The organism is Parageobacillus sp. G301 (assembly GCF_030268025.1).
GTDB classification, from domain to species: Bacteria; Bacillota; Bacilli; order Bacillales; family Anoxybacillaceae; genus Parageobacillus_B; species Parageobacillus_B toebii.
Map to the genome: position 1 here is coordinate 924125 of NZ_BSDB01000002.1, position 16935 is coordinate 941059.

Sequence of the window (16935 nt, forward strand, 5' to 3'; positions counted from 1 at the left end):
CGTTTCCTTTGTCTGCATCGTGTCATTTTACAAATAGTACTTCAGTGCTATACAATAGACGAATAGAAGTGAGATATGGAGGTGTTCGTGGTGAAGAAAAAAGAGCTTGTCGTTCCTCTTTTGCCACTAAGGGGGCTGCTTGTGTTCCCAACGATGGTCTTGCATTTAGATGTGGGGCGGGAGAAATCGGTAAAAGCGCTTGAAACAGCAATGGTGGAAGATCACATCATTTTGTTGACATCGCAAAAAGATGTTTCCATTGATGAACCTGATATGGATGATTTATATCAAATGGGGACACTTGCGCGCGTAAAACAGTTGCTTAAACTTCCGAACGGAACGTTTCGCGTGCTGGTGGAAGGAATCGCGCGTGCAATCATTACCGAGACAGTAAGTGAAGAACCGTATTTTATGGTAAAAGTAGAAAAGTTTGTAGATCGCACAACGAAAGATTTAGAGGACGAAGCGTTGAAACGGACGATGCTCGAATACTTTGAACAATACATAAATTTATCAAAAAGATTGTCAGCCGATATTTATGCTTCCATTGCAGATATCGATGAGCCGGGACGAATGGCGGATATTATCGCTTCCCATTTGCCGCTTAAACTAGAGGAAAAACAACGCATCCTTGAAACGATCGATGTGAAAGAACGCATTCATAAAATTATTCAAATCCTGCATAATGAAAAAGAAGTGCTGCAGCTTGAGAAAAAGATTAGCATGCGCGTCAAGCAATCGATGGAACGTACACAAAAAGAATATTACTTGCGCGAACAAATGAAGGCAATTCAAAAAGAGCTTGGTGAAAAAGAAGGAAAAGCAGGAGAAGTCGAAGCATTAAAAGAAAAAATCGAAGCAGCCGGCATGCCAAGTCATGTAAAAGAAACGGCGCTTAAAGAGCTCGACCGCTATGAAAAAATACCAGCGACCTCAGCGGAAAGCGCGGTGATTCGCAACTATTTAGACTGGCTCATTGCGCTTCCTTGGTCAACCCAAACAGAAGATATTCATGATATCAAACGGGCGGAAGCGATATTAAATGAAGATCATTACGGCCTAGAAAAAGTAAAAGAACGGGTGCTCGAATTTCTATCTGTGCAGCAATTAACGAAATCATTAAAAGGTCCGATTCTTTGTTTAGCAGGACCGCCAGGGGTCGGGAAAACGTCGCTTGCTCGTTCGATTGCTAAGTCGCTGAACCGCCGATTTGTTCGCATTTCGTTAGGCGGTGTTCGCGATGAATCAGAAATTCGTGGCCATCGTCGCACATACGTCGGCGCGATGCCTGGCCGAATTATTCAAGGGATGAAAAAAGCGGGAACGATTAATCCGGTATTTTTATTAGATGAAATTGATAAAATGTCGAGTGATTTTCGCGGCGATCCATCTGCGGCGCTTCTTGAAGTGTTAGATCCGGAACAAAACCATACATTTAGCGACCATTATATTGAAGAACCGTATGATTTATCGAAAGTAATGTTTATTGCGACAGCAAATAACTTAGCAACGATTCCACAGCCGCTTTTGGATCGTATGGAAATTATTACAATTCCAGGCTATACGGAAGTAGAAAAATTGCAAATCGCTAAACGTCATTTGTTTCCAAAACAATTAAAAGAGCATGGATTAAAAAAATCATCGTTGCAAGTACGTGATGACGCGATGATGGGCATTATTCGCTATTATACACGAGAAGCAGGTGTGCGCGAATTGGAGCGACAGATCGCTGCGATTTGCCGAAAAGCTGCACGTCTCATTGTTTCTAAGGAGAAAAAACGCGTCATCATTACAGAGAAAAATATAGAAGAATTTTTAGGAAAAAGAAAATACCGTTACGGCCAAGCGGAATTGGAAGATCAAGTCGGCGTGGCGACAGGCCTTGCCTACACAGCGTTTGGCGGTGATACGCTATCCATTGAAGTATCGCTTGCACCGGGAAAAGGGAAGCTTGTGTTAACAGGAAAATTAGGCGATGTCATGAAAGAATCCGCACAAGCAGCATTTAGTTACGTGCGTTCTCGAGCTGAACAGCTTGGGATTGACCCTGAATTTCATGAAAAATACGATATTCATATTCACGTACCAGAAGGCGCCGTGCCAAAAGACGGACCATCCGCTGGTATCACGATTGCGACTGCGCTCATTTCCGCGCTAACAGGCCGGCCGGTAAACCGATTTGTTGGCATGACGGGAGAAATTACATTGCGCGGCCGCGTGCTTCCAATTGGCGGATTAAAAGAAAAAACGTTAAGCGCCCATCGCGCCGGTTTGAAAAAAGTAATTTTGCCAAAGGACAATGAAAAAGATTTAGAAGATATTCCGGATGTGGTAAAAAATGATTTGCAATTTGTGCTCGTTTCCCATTTAGATGAGGTACTACAACATGCATTGGCAGGGGATCAACAATGAACGTGACAAAAGCAGAAATCGCCGTCAGTGCGGTGAAACCGGAACAATATCCAGATAGTGCGCTGCCGGAGTTTGCGCTCGCTGGTCGTTCCAATGTCGGCAAATCTTCTTTTATTAATAAAATGATTAATCGAAAAAATTTGGCGCGCACGTCATCGAAACCGGGAAAAACGCAAACATTAAATTTTTACCTTATTAATGAATCGCTTTACTTTGTTGATGTGCCGGGATATGGATTTGCGAGGGTTTCAAAGAAAGAGCGGGAAGCATGGGGAAAAATGATGGAAACGTATTTTACGACAAGAGAACAGCTGCGCGCAGTTGTTCTGATCGTCGACTTGCGGCACCCGCCGACGAAAGATGATGTCATGATGTATGAGTTTTTAAAGCATTATCAAATTCCGACGATTATCATCGCGACGAAAGCCGATAAAGTTCCGAGGGGAAAATGGCAAAAGCATTTAAAAGTTGTCCGTGAAACGTTGAACATCATGGATGATGATGAACTTATTCTTTTTTCGGCAGAAACAGGCCAAGGAAAAGAAGAAGCATGGGCAGCATTGGAGCGATTCCTATAATCGAAAAAACACCAGCATGAAACGAGGCTGGTGTTTTTTGTATGGATTATTTCCTCTTTACCAATAATATGTATATACCCGCAAGGATTAGCCCAAGCGGCCAAAACTTCCAAATCGATGCAATGCCTGTTTCGACAATATAAAACAGCGGCTGAAATTGTTCGGAAAACAGCATAATAAAGGCTAATGCTAAAAAAAAGATGCTTTGGCCAAGGCCGCTTTTTACTTTTCGGGAGCTAATGAAAAACGCTATCGCAATGATAAAGAAAAAGACGCCGATATGATTTGGCCATTGTTTGAACCAATGGACAAGTAAAATGTGAAGTCCGAATCCAAACAAAATGATGCCTGGAAATAGATGTTGGTATTCACGGGTGGAATACGCTTGGCCGATCAGCGCCGCCCCGAGAATCATTAACAGCGTTGGCCAGTCTTGAAAAAGATGGGCAAATGAGGAGTGAAGCTGATTGGCTAAAAAGTAAACGCCCAGTCCAACAAGAATAATGCCAGAGAACGCAGCTTGTTTTTTCATCGGTTCCTCCCAGTTTTTCGACAAACTTTTTTGTGATACACTTATACTGTATAAAGTTTATCATATGCTTTCGAGCGTGTTCACACTTTTTTCATAAAGTAGAAAGACATATGTGCTATAATAAAAAAAGATATTTATGTACTTGATTAAGGGGGTATAAAGGAAGTGCATATTGTTGTTGTTGGCGTAAACTATAAAACGGCCCCTGTTGAAATCCGTGAAAAACTCACGTTTAGTGAGTCGGAATTGGTCGATGCAATGAAGCAATTGCAGCAGCAAAAAAGCATTTTAGAAAATGTGATTGTTTCTACATGCAATCGTACCGAAGTTTATGCAGTTGTTGATCAGCTGCATACCGGTCGTTATTATATAAAATCATTTTTGGCTAATTGGTTTCATATGGAAATCGATGCACTTACACCTTATTTAAACATTATGGAAAATGAGGCAGCAGTCGAACATTTATTCCGTGTTGCTTCTGGTTTAGATTCGATGATTTTAGGAGAAACACAAATTTTAGGTCAAGTAAAATCAAGTTATCTTCTTGCACAAGAAAATGGAACGATTGGTACAATATTTAATCAGTTATTCAAGCAGGCGGTTACATTTGCAAAGCGCGCCCATTCCGAAACAGAAATCGGCGCAAACGCCGTGTCTGTAAGTTATGCGGCAGTAGAATTGGCGAAAAAGATTTTTGGGGATTTATCTTCGAAACATGTTTTAATTATCGGCGCTGGCAAAATGGGAGAACTGGCTGCGCAAAATTTATATGGAAGTGGCGTAGGAAAAGTAACCGTTGTCAACCGCACGCTCGAAAAAGCAAAGCAGCTGGCGGAAAAGTTTTCAGGTACGGCAAAATCGCTTTGTGAGCTATCCTGTACACTTCTGGAAGCGGACATTGTTATTAGCTCTACTGGAGCAAAAGATTATATCATCACGAAAGAAATGATGGTTCATGTAGAAAAAATGCGGAAAGGGCGCCCGCTATTTATGGTCGATATCGCTGTTCCGCGAGATTTAGACCCAGCGCTTGCCGAGTTAGAAAGCGTCTTTTTATATGATATTGACGATTTAGAGGGAATCGTGCAAGCGAATTTAGAAGAGCGCAAAAAAGCGGCGGAGCAAATTGAACGTATGATCGGAACAGAGCTTGTTGCCTTCCAGCAATGGCTTCATACGCTCGGCGTTGTGCCTGTTATTGCGGCGCTTCGTGAAAAAGCGCTGGCGATTCAAGCGGAGACAATGCGGAGCATTGAACGGAAATTGCCGCATTTATCGGAACGTGACCGGAAAGTATTGAACAAACACACAAAAAGCATTATTAATCAATTGCTGCGCGATCCGATTTTACGGGCAAAAGAGTTGGCAGCTGAACCAAATGCCGAAGAAGCGTTGCAATTGTTTATGAAAATTTTTAATATCGAAGATGAAGTGAAAGCACAAAAGCAAGCAAAAACGGATGGTCAACGCGCCGCTATGCCGTCTCTACAGTCATAAGAGAGGATTTTGGCATATGTTAGAGATGACCATGCCCCGGTTATATGAGCTGTCTATTCTTTTGTACGTATTGTCTATACTTTTATATTTTACTGATTTTCTCCAACGTAACCGGAAGGCGAATCAAGTCGCTTTCTGGTTACTTTCTATTGTTTGGATGTTTCAAACGTTCTTTTTCTTGTTTCGCATCATACAGACAGGGCGTTTCCCAATTTTAACGATGTCGGAGGGGCTTTATTTTTACGCGTGGTTGCTCATTACGTTATCTCTTATCATCAACCGGTTGCTGCGCGTTGATTTTATCGTCTTTTTTACGAACGTGCTAGCGTTTTTAATTTTGGCGATTCATACGTTCGCACCAAATCACCATCAATCACCGGCTGTTGCCGAGAAGCTGATATCTGAATTGCTAGTGATTCATATTACAATGGCATTATTGGCATATGCGGCGTTTTCGCTTTCGTTTATTTTTTCGGTATTGTACATGTTGCAATACAGCTTATTGAAACGGAAAAAATGGGGAGAACGGTTATGGCGGATGGCTGATTTAACGAAATTAGATTTTATGTCTTATGTTTTAAATTTAATTGGATTGCCTATGTTGTTATTAGGATTAATTCTTGGAGTGATTTGGGCCTATATCAAAGTGGAAGATTTTCATTGGTATGATGTGAAAGTATTAGGTTCGTTTGTTGTACTTGCAGTGTACAGCATTTACTTTTACAAACGCATTGTCCAGCAAGTGCAAGGAAAAATGATTGCACTATGGAATATCGGCTCATTTTTATTTTTATTGGTAAACTTTTTCTTATTGGGTAGTTTATCGAAATTTCATTTTTGGTATTCGTAGTGGAGGAATGAAAGATGCGAAAAATCATCGTCGGATCGCGCCGCAGCAAACTTGCGCTCACCCAGACGAACTGGGTCATCGAGCGGCTTCGGCAATTAGGAGCGCCGTTTGAATTTGAAGTAAAAGAAATTGCCACCAAAGGAGACAAAATTGTTGATGTGACATTATCCAAAGTTGGCGGCAAAGGATTGTTCGTAAAAGAAATTGAGCAAGCAATGCTAAACGGCGAAATTGATATGGCAGTACATAGCATGAAAGATATGCCCGCTGTTTTGCCTGATGGTCTTATCATTGGCTGCGTGCCGCCGCGTGAGGATCATCATGATGTGTTGATTAGTAAAAACCAAGAAACGTTTGCGAATCTTCCAAGCGGAGCGATTGTTGGGACAAGCAGTTTGCGCCGTTCTGCACAAATAATGGCGAAACGGCCGGATTTAAAGATCAAATGGATTCGCGGCAATATCGATACGAGACTTGCGAAGCTGCAAAACGAAGATTACGACGCCATTATTCTTGCGGCGGCCGGATTAGTGCGCATGGGCTGGGCAAGAGATGTCATTACGGAATATTTATCAACAGATGTATGTCTCCCTGCTGTTGGACAAGGAGCACTGGCGGTGGAATGCCGCGAAAATGATGAAGAATTGCGGGAGTGGCTACAAAAATTAAACGATGTTCATACCGAGCGGGCTGTGTTGGCGGAACGTGCATTTTTACGGCAAATGGAAGGCGGCTGTCAAGTGCCGATTGCGGGATATGCGTATATTGACAATCGTGAGGATATCGTTTTAACCGCTCTTGTTGCTTCTCCAGACGGAAAAGAGATATATAAGGAAACGGCAAGCGGATCGAATCCGGAAGAAGTCGGAACGATCGCTGCAAAAATGTTAATAGAGCGCGGTGCGAAAGCATTAATTGATCGTATCAAAGAGGAGATGAATCGACAGTGAGCGGTCCGTTGTCGGGAAAAACGGTGCTTGTGACAAGAGGAAAAGAACAGGCGAAAGCGTTCTCTGAAAAGCTGCGCCAAGCAGGAGCAACGCCGATTGAAATTCCGCTTATTTCGATTTCTCCTTCTTCCCATCGCGAAGAAATTGAACGATGTGTGCACAAGCTTCCCGATTATGATTGGCTCATTTTTACAAGTGCAAACGGTGTCCGTTTTTTCTTCCCATTTGTCAAAAAGGAACCGCCTCTTCCAAAAGTGGTGGTAGTCGGAAAGAAAACGGCGGCGGCTTTAAAAGCGTATGGCGTTTCTCCTGCCGTTGTCCCTGACGAATTTGTCGCCGAAGGAGTGATCGAGGCGCTAAAACCGCTTGTTAAGCCGCACGACCGCGTTCTTTTAGTGAAAGGAAATTTAGCAAGGCCGGTATTGCGTGATGCGCTGATCAATATGGGGGCAGACGTCACGGACCTTATTGTGTATGAAACGTTGATGAATGAATCAGGAAAAGAACAATTGCTATATCTATTGCGGGAAAGAAAACTGGATGTGATCACGTTTACAAGTTCCTCTACCGTACAAAGCTTTATACGTATGATGGAAGAAGAAGATATCGCTTCACTGCTTAGCGGTTGCGTGATCGCCTGCATCGGTCCCATTACGAAGGAAACAGCGGAAAAAGCGGGGCTTGCCGTGCATATTTGTCCAGACGAGTATACGATTGATGATATGATAAAAGAAATGGAATTATATTTTGCAAAAAGAACGATGGAGGGAAAAATAAATGGCAACATTACAATTTGACCGCCATCGCCGTCTGCGGCAAAGTGCGAATTTGCGAGCGATGGTGAGAGAAACACATCTTCATGTAGACGATCTTATTTATCCGATTTTTGTCGTCGAAGAAAAAGGGGTAAAACGGGAAATACCATCCATGCCAGGGATCTATCAATTTTCTCTTGACCGTTTAAATGAGGAAATGGATGAAGTCGTCCAACTAGGCATTAAATCAGTAATCATTTTCGGTGTGCCGGCAGAAAAAGATGAAGTCGGTTCACAAGCATATTGTGAGCATGGGATCGTTCAGGAGGCGATCCGCCAAATCAAAGCAAATTATCCAGATGTCGTTGTTATTGCCGACACATGTTTATGTGAATATACAAGCCATGGACATTGCGGTGTGGTCGAAAACGAGCAAGTGTTAAACGATCCGTCGCTTGAATTGCTTGTAAAAACAGCCGTCAGCCAAGCGAAAGCGGGCGCGGATATTATCGCACCTTCTAATATGATGGACGGTTTTGTTGCTGCGATTCGCCAAGGACTCGATGAAGCCGGATTTACGAATGTGCCAATTATGTCGTATGCGATTAAATATGCGTCCGCATTTTACGGTCCGTTCCGTGATGCTGCGGACAGCGCGCCGCAATTCGGCGACCGGAAAACATATCAAATGGATCCGGCCAATCGCCTCGAGGCGTTCCGCGAAGCGGAATCGGATGTGCGTGAAGGCGCGGACTTTTTAATGGTAAAACCAGCGCTCGCATATATGGATATTATCCGTGACATTAAAAACCATTTCCATCTCCCGCTTGTCGCCTATAATGTCAGCGGTGAATATTCGATGGTCAAAGCAGCGGCGCAAAACGGATGGATTAATGAAAAAGAAATTGTCATGGAAATGCTTACTGGCATGAAGCGGGCAGGCGCTGATTTAATTATGACGTATTTTGCTAAAGATGCGGCTCGCTGGCTAAAAGAATAGAAAGGAGAACCGTAAATGGTGCGAAGCTATGAACGTTCGAAAGCAGCGTATGAGGAAGCGGTCCGGCTGTTGCCAGGCGGTGTCAACAGCCCGGTGCGCGCGTTTAAATCCGTAAAAATGACACCAATTTTTATGGCGCGAGGCAAAGGTTCGAAAATTTACGATATCGACGGCAATGAATATATTGATTATGTGTTGTCATGGGGTCCGCTTATTTTAGGTCATGCGAATCCTCGTGTTGTCGAGGCGTTAAAAAAAGTAACGGAAAACGGCACAAGCTTTGGCGCCCCGACATTGATTGAAAACGAGTTAGCGAAATTAGTGATTGAACGGGTGCCGTCCGTCGAAATAGTTCGTATGGTGAACTCCGGAACGGAAGCGACGATGAGTGCGATTCGGTTAGCACGCGGTTACACGGGACGCAATAAAATTGTTAAATTTGAAGGAAGCTATCACGGCCATGGCGACTCGTTGCTGATCAAAGCTGGCTCAGGAGTAGCGACGCTTGGGTTGCCGGATAGCCCTGGTGTTCCGGAAGCGGTGGCGCAAAATACGATTACTGTCCCTTATAACGATTTAGAAAGCGTCCGCTACGCATTTGAACGGTTTGGCGAAGATATCGCCGCTGTCATCGTCGAGCCGGTTGCGGGAAACATGGGTGTCGTTCCGCCGGTTCCAGGCTTTTTGCAAGGATTGCGAGATATAACAAAACAATATGGAGCCCTTCTTATTTTTGATGAGGTCATGACAGGATTCCGTGTCGATTATCATTGTGCGCAAGGCTATTTTGGCATTGAACCGGATTTGACGTGTCTTGGAAAAGTCATTGGCGGCGGATTGCCAGTCGGAGCGTATGGCGGAAAAGCGGAAATTATGGAAAAAGTCGCGCCGAGCGGTCCGGTTTATCAAGCTGGCACCTTATCGGGAAATCCGCTCGCTATGACGGCCGGATATGAAACATTGATTCAGCTGACGCCGGAAACATACGATGAATTCCGCAAAAAAGCGGATCGATTGGAAAAAGGATTGCGCGAAGCGGCGGAAAAATACGAAATCCCGCATACGATTAACCGCGCTGGCTCCATGATTGGTTTCTTCTTTACGAATGAAGAAGTAACAAACTACGAAAAAGCGAAAACATCAAATTTAGAAATGTTCGCGGCATATTATCGCGAAATGGCGGAACAAGGAATTTTCCTTCCTCCGTCGCAATTTGAAGGATTATTTTTGTCCACGGAACATACGGATGAAGATATTGAAAAAACAATCGCCGCTGCAGAGCGCGCGTTTGCGAAAATTCGTGAAGGGAAGTAAAAGAAAGGGTTGTCCATCTTTTGATGGGCAGCCCGATTTTTTTATTCATATTGCTCATCCGTCCTTCATACAATGAGTAATGTCATAGAAAATTTTGTTGGAAGGGACGGAAGGAGGAGTTTGGGTTGGAGCAATCGTATTTGCGGTTTTCCCTTGAGGAATCGATCTGGTTTAAAAAAGGACAGGAAGTCGCTGAATTTCTCTCTATTTCGCTGGATCCGATCGTTTCGGTTGATGAATATGAACAGTATATTACGATTCGCGGAGCGTTAGAATTAAGCGGAGAATATCGAATGGCTGAAGGGGAAGAAAGCAGCGCGGATCCTTTCGACTTTGCAAGCCATCGATTTGTTCAGCATATTTCTACGCGCGAAGACGGCATTAGCGAATTATCGCATCGTTTCCCAATCGATATTACGATTCCAAAAAACCGCATTCAACATTTAGAAGATGTGTATGTGACAGTAGAATCGTTCGATTATGATTTAGATGAAAATGGAAGATTGCTAGTGACAGCGGATATTTCGATCAGCGGAATTAGCGAAGCGCCGCTGGATGAACATTATGAACCTTCGTTAGTAGAGGAAGAAGACGAAGACCTGTTGTTTGAACCGTTTGAAGTTGTCGCGCGCAAAGAAGTATACGAGGAAGAACAAAGAAAACAACAATTGGAAGAAGAGACATCTTCTATTTTCAATCATGCACCGCAGGAACAAAATGAAGACGAAGCACAAGAAATGACGGCTACCCATCGCGAAGAAACAAAACAGGAAGAAGAAACAGCCGTGCCGCTAAATAACAATGAACAGCTGGAAGAAACAGCCGAGCGGCTAGAAAAAACGAAAGAAAAAGCCGCACAGCTAGAAAAAACAGAAGAAAAAGAAGAAACAGCCGCGCAGCTGGAAAAACCGGAAGAAACGGCCGCACAACTAGAAGAAAAGGAAGCGGTGAAAGCAGAAGAAGAAAACGTTGTCCCACAACAAGAAGCAAAAGTATCGATTGGATCGATGAAAGAAAAAGATGCTGATGAAATGGAAGAAGAAGTAGATGAAAACGAAAAACAAAAAGTAAAGAGTGAAAATGCGTTGTACTTAACGAAACTATTTGCGAAGAATCAAGAAGAGGAATTTACGAAAGTAAAAATTTGCATCGTTCAGCAAGGAGATTCGTTGGACAAGATCGCCGAGCGGTACGATATAACCGTCCAGCAGCTGCTTCGTGTCAACCAATTGGAAAGCCCTGAGGAAATCCATGAAGGGCAATTGTTATATATACCGGCACTAGCGGGAAGCCGCTCTTCGTAGTGAGGGAAACATGATTCCTCACTTCTTTTTATGGAGGGGGTCGTTTCGTTGAACAGAGAACGCATCGAAATGTATACGCCCATTTTACAGCAATACGGGTTAAAGCCGTTTCGCGTCGATGATTACGGGAAAGTAAAAAAAATCCATACGAACGCTGGTCTATTTGCTTTAAAAGAAATAACGAACGCCAGGGAAATGGCAGCCATTCAACAATCGTATATTTTTTATGGAAAGCAATCTGTTCCTCTTTACTTGTCAAAACAAGGTTTTCCGTTTGTATCGTATGGCCGGCATTATTATTTAATGCCATGGATTTCATCCGCTGAGAGAAAAGAAAAACGAGAACATGTCCGCTCTTTTTTTCGCGACCTCGCTTATTTACATCAAAAGTCACTCAAACAAATAGATATTAACGAAGAAGAGATAAGAAATTACTATGAGAATAAAAAAAGAGAATGGGAAAGGCAACGTGCCTTTTTGCAATCATATGTGGAAAAGTGCGAAAATGCATGGTATATGTCTCCGTTTCAGCTGCAATGCTGCACGTATTTTCATGAAACAATGCAAGCGTATTGGTTTGCGGAAACGGAGCTAGAGAAATGGTATGAAAAAATGAAAGAAACAAAAAAATGGAGAATTGCTTGGATTCACGGAAAGGCACGGCTTTCACATTATATAGAGTTGGAAAATGGCAATCGCCATTTTTTTAGTTGGGAACGCGCCAGTTGGAACTCTCCACTTTTCGATGTAATCATTGCGCTTCGTTATCATATGCGCACATTTCCGCCGATCGGTGATGAATGGGTGGAAGGAGTAGAAGAATACGGAAAAACGTTGCCAATGTTAGAAGAGGAATGGTCCTTTCTTTTCAGCCATCTTGCGCAGCCGCATTTTTTATATCGCTGCATTTATGAGTACGAGATGAAGCGGCAAAACAGAAAAAGTGAACGGGAATATGTTTCCGAACTGCAGCGCCGTTACTTTACAATGAAAAATATGGAGTATGTCGTCATGCGCCTTGTCCAGCGAAAAGAAGCGGAAGAAGCTAAATCCACTCCAGATGAAACGCCACCGCAATAAGCACAAAAATGGCCAATAAGATGACATCAAACGTTGTAGGTAAAAAAATGGTGCGAATCGCTTGAAAAATCGTAATTGGAATAATCACTTGCGCACAAACGGCACGAATTTGCCGAAGCCATGGCGGCCATGAATAATAGTTAAATCGTTTCATTGAGCATTTCCTCCCTCGTGCATGTTACTATTAAAATATGATTGGATATTGTTTTTGTCACCAAAAACGAAGGAATGGAATAAATAAATAAAAACTTGGCAAAGATGATTGACGATGAAACAAGTTTTTCGTAGTATAATAAACAGAAAAATAATAAAAAAGCGAAGACAGGGAAGAGTACAACGAATAACGCCTTCAGAGAGGGAAATCAGTAGCTGCGAGATTTCCTAGGACGGTTATCGTTGGAAGGTCGCCCTGGAGCTGCTTCTTTGAACGGTGTTTGCCTAGTAGAGGAAGCCGGTCGCAGACCGTTATCGCAATGAAGTGCTTAAGCAAATTTTTTGCTTAAGAAAAAAGGTGGTACCGCGAAAGAGTCTCCTTTCGTCCTTTTTAGGATGAAAGGAGTTTTTTATTGATAAGAAGGAGGGAAAACAGAATGGAACAAAAAGATATTACAATGTCTACGAAATACGACCATAAAGCTGTAGAAGCCAATCGATATCAATGGTGGCTTGACGGGAAATTTTTTGAAACGACGGGCGATCCTGATAAAAAGCCGTTTACGATTGTCATCCCGCCGCCAAACGTCACAGGGAAACTCCATTTAGGACATGCGTGGGATACGACGCTGCAGGATATTATTACACGCATGAAGCGGATGCAAGGCTATGACGTTCTATGGCTTCCGGGAATGGACCATGCCGGAATCGCCACACAGGCAAAAGTAGAAGAAAAGCTTCGCAAGCAAGGACTTTCCCGCTATGATTTAGGACGGGAAAAGTTTCTCGAAGAAACGTGGAAATGGAAAGAAGAATACGCGAGCCACATTCGCCAGCAATGGGCAAAATTAGGGCTTGGCCTCGATTATACGCGTGAGCGCTTTACGTTAGATGAAGGTTTATCGAAAGCGGTTCGCGAAGTGTTCGTATCGCTTTACCGAAAAGGGCTTATTTATCGAGGCGAATACATTATTAACTGGGATCCGGTAACAAAAACGGCGTTATCGGATATTGAAGTGATTTATAAAGAAGTAAAAGGCGCGCTTTATCATATGCGCTATCCGCTTGCCGACGGCTCCGGATATATCGAAGTGGCAACGACCCGTCCGGAAACGATGCTCGGCGATACGGCGGTTGCCGTTCACCCAGATGACGAGCGCTATAAACATCTCATTGGCAAAACGGTTATTTTGCCGATTGTCGGCCGCGAAATTCCGATTATCGCCGATGAGTATGTCGATATGGAATTCGGATCGGGTGCCGTGAAAATTACGCCGGCACATGACCCGAATGACTTTGAAATCGGAAACCGCCACAACTTGCCGCGCATCCTCGTTATGAACGAAGATGGTACGATGAATGAAAACGCAATGCAATATCAAGGGTTGGATCGTTTTGAATGCCGCAAGCAAATCGTCAAAGATTTGCAAGAACAAGGCGTGCTATTTAAAATCGAAGAACATGTGCATTCGGTTGGACATAGCGAACGCAGCGGAGCGGTTGTGGAGCCGTATTTGTCGACGCAATGGTTTGTCAAAATGAAGCCGCTCGCGGAAGCTGCCATTCAGCTGCAAAAAACGGAAGGAAAAGTGCACTTCATTCCGGAACGTTTCGAAAAAACGTATTTGCATTGGTTGGAAAACATTCGCGACTGGTGTATTTCTCGTCAATTATGGTGGGGGCATCGCATCCCGGCTTGGTACCATAAAGAAACAGGAGAAATTTATGTCGATCATGAACCGCCGGCTGATATCGAAAACTGGGAGCAAGACCCTGATGTGCTAGATACATGGTTCAGCTCTGCCCTATGGCCATTTTCAACGATGGGCTGGCCGGATACAGAGGCACCGGATTACAAACGTTATTATCCAACCGATGTGCTTGTCACTGGATATGACATCATTTTCTTCTGGGTATCGCGCATGATTTTCCAAGGTCTTGAATTTACCGGGGAAAGACCGTTTAAAGATGTATTAATCCATGGTCTTGTCCGTGACGCGCAAGGAAGAAAAATGAGCAAATCGCTCGGCAACGGGGTTGACCCGATGGATGTCATCGACCAGTATGGCGCCGATTCGCTTCGCTTCTTCTTGGCTACTGGAAGCTCGCCTGGGCAAGATTTGCGCTTTAGTACGGAAAAAGTCGAAGCGACATGGAATTTTGCCAATAAAATTTGGAATGCGTCCCGCTTCGCGCTGATGAACATGGGCGGAATGACGTACGACCAGCTTGATTTAAGCGGAGAAAAAACGGTGGCGGACCATTGGATTTTAACGCGTTTAAACGAAACGATTGAAACGGTGACAAAACTTGCCGAGAAATATGAATTCGGTGAGGTCGGCCGCGTGTTGTATAACTTCATTTGGGATGATTTATGCGATTGGTATATTGAAATGGCGAAGCTTCCGCTTTATGGGGATGATGAAGCAGCGAAGAAAACGACGCGTTCTGTATTAGCATATGTGCTTGACAATACAATGCGCCTGCTTCATCCGTTCATGCCGTTCATTACCGAGGAAATTTGGCAGCACCTTCCACATGAAGGAGAGTCAATTACGGTAGCGAAATGGCCGGAAGTTCGTCCAGAGCTTTCCAACCACGAAGCGGCGGAAGAAATGCGTTTGCTTGTGGACATTATCCGCGCGGTTCGCAACATTCGCGCCGAAGTGAACACACCGTTAAGCAAACCAATCAAGCTGCACATTAAAGCAAAAGACGAGCATATTCAAGCGACATTGGAAAAGAACCGCGTATATTTAGAACGGTTCTGCAATCCGAGCGAACTGTTGATTGCAACCGACATCCCAGCTGCGGAAAAAGCGATGACAGCGGTTGTTACCGGTGCGGAATTAATCTTACCGCTTGAAGGGCTCATTAACATCGAAGAAGAAATCAAACGGCTCGAAAAAGAACTTGAAAAACTCAACAAAGAAGTCGAGCGCGTGCAGAAAAAGTTAAGCAATGAAGGGTTCCTTACGAAAGCGCCTGCGCACGTGGTGGAAGAAGAACGGAAAAAAGAAAAAGACTACTTAGAAAAACGCGAAGCTGTCCGTGCGCGCCTTGCCGAATTAAAAAAATAGACAATGCATCGCCGCTTCTTTTATCATGAAGACGAATCCAAAGCACTTTGGATTCGTCTTTTCTCATCATCTTATGTTAGTAAGGGGGAGAAATATGATGATTCGTACATATGAAGAGGCGCTAGAGTGGATTCACGGCCGTTTGCGATTAGGAATAAAACCAGGGCTAAAACGGATGGAATGGTTTATGGAAAAGCTTGGGAATCCAGAGCGCCGCGTGAGAGCGATTCACGTTGCTGGAACAAACGGAAAAGGGTCAACGGTAAGCTATTTGCGCCATATTTTACAAGCGGCAGGTTACTCTGTCGGCACGTTTACATCGCCGTATGTCGAGCAATTTAACGAACGCATCAGCGTCAACGGCAAGCCGATTCGCGACCAAGAAATTGTCGAGCTCGTCCAAATAATCGAGCCGCTTGCCGAAGAGCTTGAGCAAACTGAGCTTGGCGCGCCGACGGAATTTGAAGTTATTACGGCGATGATGCTTTATTATTTCGGGAAAAAGAACATTCAAGACGTTGTGCTTATTGAAGCCGGACTTGGCGGCCGCTTTGATTCGACGAACGTCATTTATCCGCTTCTTTCCATTATCACCAACATCAGCTATGACCATATGAATTTTTTAGGAGAAACATTAGAAAAAATCGCCTTTGAAAAAGCGGGCATCATTAAATCAGGCGTTCCGGTGATTACAGCGGTAAACCAACCGGAAGCATGGGCGGTTATTTCAGAAAAAGCGAAATCGCTCAAAGCGAAAACATATCGATTAGAAAAAGACTTTTTTATTGTTCATCATGAGCCAACAGATGATGGCGAACGTTTTTCAATGGAAACGATATTTTCGCAATATCCTGATTTAAAAATTACGATGTTTGGAGAACATCAGGTGCAAAACGCGGCGCTCGCGGTGATGGCAGCGGAGTATTTGCGGATGTTCTATTCGTTTTTGATTGAAAAAGAGCATATTTATGAGGGAATAGAGAAAGCGAAGTGGATCGGACGATTTGAGCGGGTAAGCAATAAGCCGCTGATCATTATTGACGGCGCTCATAACGCGGCAGGTATTCATAGTCTTGTTAATACGGTACGTTCGCACTATCCAAACAAAGATGTTCATGTGTTATTTGCCGCGTTATCCGATAAACCGCTTGATCAAATGATTCCACCGCTTGCCGAAATTGCCAAAACGATAACGTTTACTTCGTTCGATTTTCCGCGCGCAGCGTCGCCTGAGCAGCTTGCAGCCTTGTGCAACCACCCGCACAAAGCAACGACGGACGACTGGAAAGGCTGGATCAAAGAAAAGAAAAAACAAAAACGAAGCGATGCCCTCTTCTTGATTACCGGATCGCTTTACTTTATTGCGGAAGTAAGAAAGTTATTGATGTAAATGAAATTTTTGTATATTCCCGCTTAAAAGTCTTGCTATA

At 43.7% G+C, this 16935-nt stretch carries 14 protein-coding genes and 1 other annotated feature; of the genes, 12 read left to right on the top strand and 2 right to left on the bottom strand.

Features of this window, described 5'->3' with window-relative positions; translation table 11 throughout:
- Positions 1-75: 75 nt before the first annotated feature.
- Both lon and yihA read left to right on the top strand, forming a co-directional pair.
- Entirely contained in the window at positions 76-2412 is a 2337-nt protein-coding gene (gene lon, locus QSJ37_RS13415) for an endopeptidase La (RefSeq protein WP_285755586.1), read from the top strand.
- Positions 2409-2990 carry a ribosome biogenesis GTP-binding protein YihA/YsxC gene (yihA, locus tag QSJ37_RS13420; RefSeq protein WP_285755587.1) on the top strand — a complete coding sequence of 194 codons (582 nt, stop codon included), beginning with the start codon at positions 2409-2411 and terminating at the stop codon, positions 2988-2990. The genes lon and yihA overlap by 4 nt, the downstream gene beginning before the upstream one ends.
- A gap of 46 nt (positions 2991-3036) precedes the next feature.
- On the opposite strand, the gene QSJ37_RS13425 is transcribed toward yihA, so the two are convergent.
- Complete coding sequence (locus QSJ37_RS13425; RefSeq protein WP_285755588.1) at positions 3037-3522, bottom strand: LiaI-LiaF-like domain-containing protein; 486 nt, start codon at positions 3520-3522, stop codon at positions 3037-3039.
- Between the two features lie 165 nt (positions 3523-3687).
- Here QSJ37_RS13425 and hemA point away from each other — a divergent pair, with 165 nt between their 5' ends.
- From hemA to ysxE, 8 genes are all read left to right on the top strand, one after another.
- The gene (gene hemA, locus QSJ37_RS13430; RefSeq protein WP_285755589.1) at positions 3688-5019 is read left to right on the top strand and encodes a glutamyl-tRNA reductase; all 1332 of its coding nucleotides are present in this window, start codon (positions 3688-3690) and stop codon (positions 5017-5019) included.
- 16 nt (positions 5020-5035) lie between these two features.
- Complete coding sequence (gene ccsA / locus QSJ37_RS13435; protein ID WP_285755590.1) at positions 5036-5869, top strand: cytochrome c biogenesis protein; 834 nt, start codon at positions 5036-5038, stop codon at positions 5867-5869.
- Positions 5870-5883: 14 nt separating this feature from the next.
- Entirely contained in the window at positions 5884-6819 is a 936-nt protein-coding gene (hemC, locus tag QSJ37_RS13440; protein WP_285755591.1) for a hydroxymethylbilane synthase, read from the top strand.
- Positions 6816-7616 carry a uroporphyrinogen-III synthase gene (locus QSJ37_RS13445; RefSeq protein WP_285755592.1) on the top strand — a complete coding sequence of 267 codons (801 nt, stop codon included), beginning with the start codon at positions 6816-6818 and terminating at the stop codon, positions 7614-7616. Before hemC ends, QSJ37_RS13445 begins: the two co-directional genes overlap by 4 nt.
- Positions 7597-8574 (top strand): porphobilinogen synthase, encoded by a 978-nt coding sequence (gene hemB, locus QSJ37_RS13450; RefSeq protein WP_285755594.1) that lies wholly within the window; start codon positions 7597-7599, stop codon positions 8572-8574. Before QSJ37_RS13445 ends, hemB begins: the two co-directional genes overlap by 20 nt.
- A gap of 18 nt (positions 8575-8592) precedes the next feature.
- Complete coding sequence (gene hemL, locus QSJ37_RS13455) at positions 8593-9888, top strand: glutamate-1-semialdehyde 2,1-aminomutase (RefSeq protein WP_285756138.1); 1296 nt, start codon at positions 8593-8595, stop codon at positions 9886-9888.
- 125 nt (positions 9889-10013) lie between these two features.
- Positions 10014-11192 (top strand): stage VI sporulation protein D, encoded by a 1179-nt coding sequence (gene spoVID / locus QSJ37_RS13460; protein ID WP_285755596.1) that lies wholly within the window; start codon positions 10014-10016, stop codon positions 11190-11192.
- A 69-nt stretch (positions 11193-11261) separates the two neighbouring features.
- Positions 11262-12272, top strand: coding sequence for a spore coat protein YsxE (gene ysxE, locus QSJ37_RS13465; RefSeq protein WP_483313614.1), 1011 nt, complete (start codon positions 11262-11264; stop codon positions 12270-12272).
- Here ysxE and QSJ37_RS13470 read toward each other — a convergent pair.
- On the bottom strand, positions 12238-12426 hold the full coding sequence (locus tag QSJ37_RS13470; protein ID WP_015864680.1) for a hypothetical protein: 189 nt from the start codon (positions 12424-12426) through the stop codon (positions 12238-12240). The genes ysxE and QSJ37_RS13470 overlap by 35 nt on opposite strands.
- A gap of 155 nt (positions 12427-12581) precedes the next feature.
- Positions 12582-12818 (top strand) — a binding site (T-box leader).
- Positions 12819-12862: 44 nt separating this feature from the next.
- Between QSJ37_RS13470 and QSJ37_RS13475 the strand changes: the two genes are divergently transcribed.
- Positions 12863-15505 carry a valine--tRNA ligase gene (locus tag QSJ37_RS13475; protein ID WP_285755601.1) on the top strand — a complete coding sequence of 881 codons (2643 nt, stop codon included), beginning with the start codon at positions 12863-12865 and terminating at the stop codon, positions 15503-15505.
- A 97-nt stretch (positions 15506-15602) separates the two neighbouring features.
- Positions 15603-16895, top strand: coding sequence for a bifunctional folylpolyglutamate synthase/dihydrofolate synthase (locus tag QSJ37_RS13480; RefSeq protein WP_285756139.1), 1293 nt, complete (start codon positions 15603-15605; stop codon positions 16893-16895).
- Positions 16896-16935: the final 40 nt, after the last annotated feature.

Bases quoted from the DNA above. Each gene is read 5' to 3' on its own strand.
- lon (WP_285755586.1), top strand. From the start codon at position 76: ATGGAGGTGTTCGTGGTGAAGAAAAAAGAGCTTGTCGTTCCTCTTTTG.
- yihA (WP_285755587.1), top strand. From the start codon at position 2,409: ATGAACGTGACAAAAGCAGAAATCGCCGTCAGTGCGGTGAAACCGGAA.
- QSJ37_RS13425 (WP_285755588.1), bottom strand. From the start codon at position 3,522: ATGAAAAAACAAGCTGCGTTCTCTGGCATTATTCTTGTTGGACTGGGC.
- ccsA (WP_285755590.1), top strand. From the start codon at position 5,036: ATGTTAGAGATGACCATGCCCCGGTTATATGAGCTGTCTATTCTTTTG.
- hemC (WP_285755591.1), top strand. From the start codon at position 5,884: ATGCGAAAAATCATCGTCGGATCGCGCCGCAGCAAACTTGCGCTCACC.
- hemB (WP_285755594.1), top strand. From the start codon at position 7,597: ATGGCAACATTACAATTTGACCGCCATCGCCGTCTGCGGCAAAGTGCG.
- ysxE (WP_483313614.1), top strand. From the start codon at position 11,262: ATGTATACGCCCATTTTACAGCAATACGGGTTAAAGCCGTTTCGCGTC.
- QSJ37_RS13470 (WP_015864680.1), bottom strand. From the start codon at position 12,426: ATGAAACGATTTAACTATTATTCATGGCCGCCATGGCTTCGGCAAATT.
- QSJ37_RS13475 (WP_285755601.1), top strand. From the start codon at position 12,863: ATGGAACAAAAAGATATTACAATGTCTACGAAATACGACCATAAAGCT.
- QSJ37_RS13480 (WP_285756139.1), top strand. From the start codon at position 15,603: ATGATTCGTACATATGAAGAGGCGCTAGAGTGGATTCACGGCCGTTTG.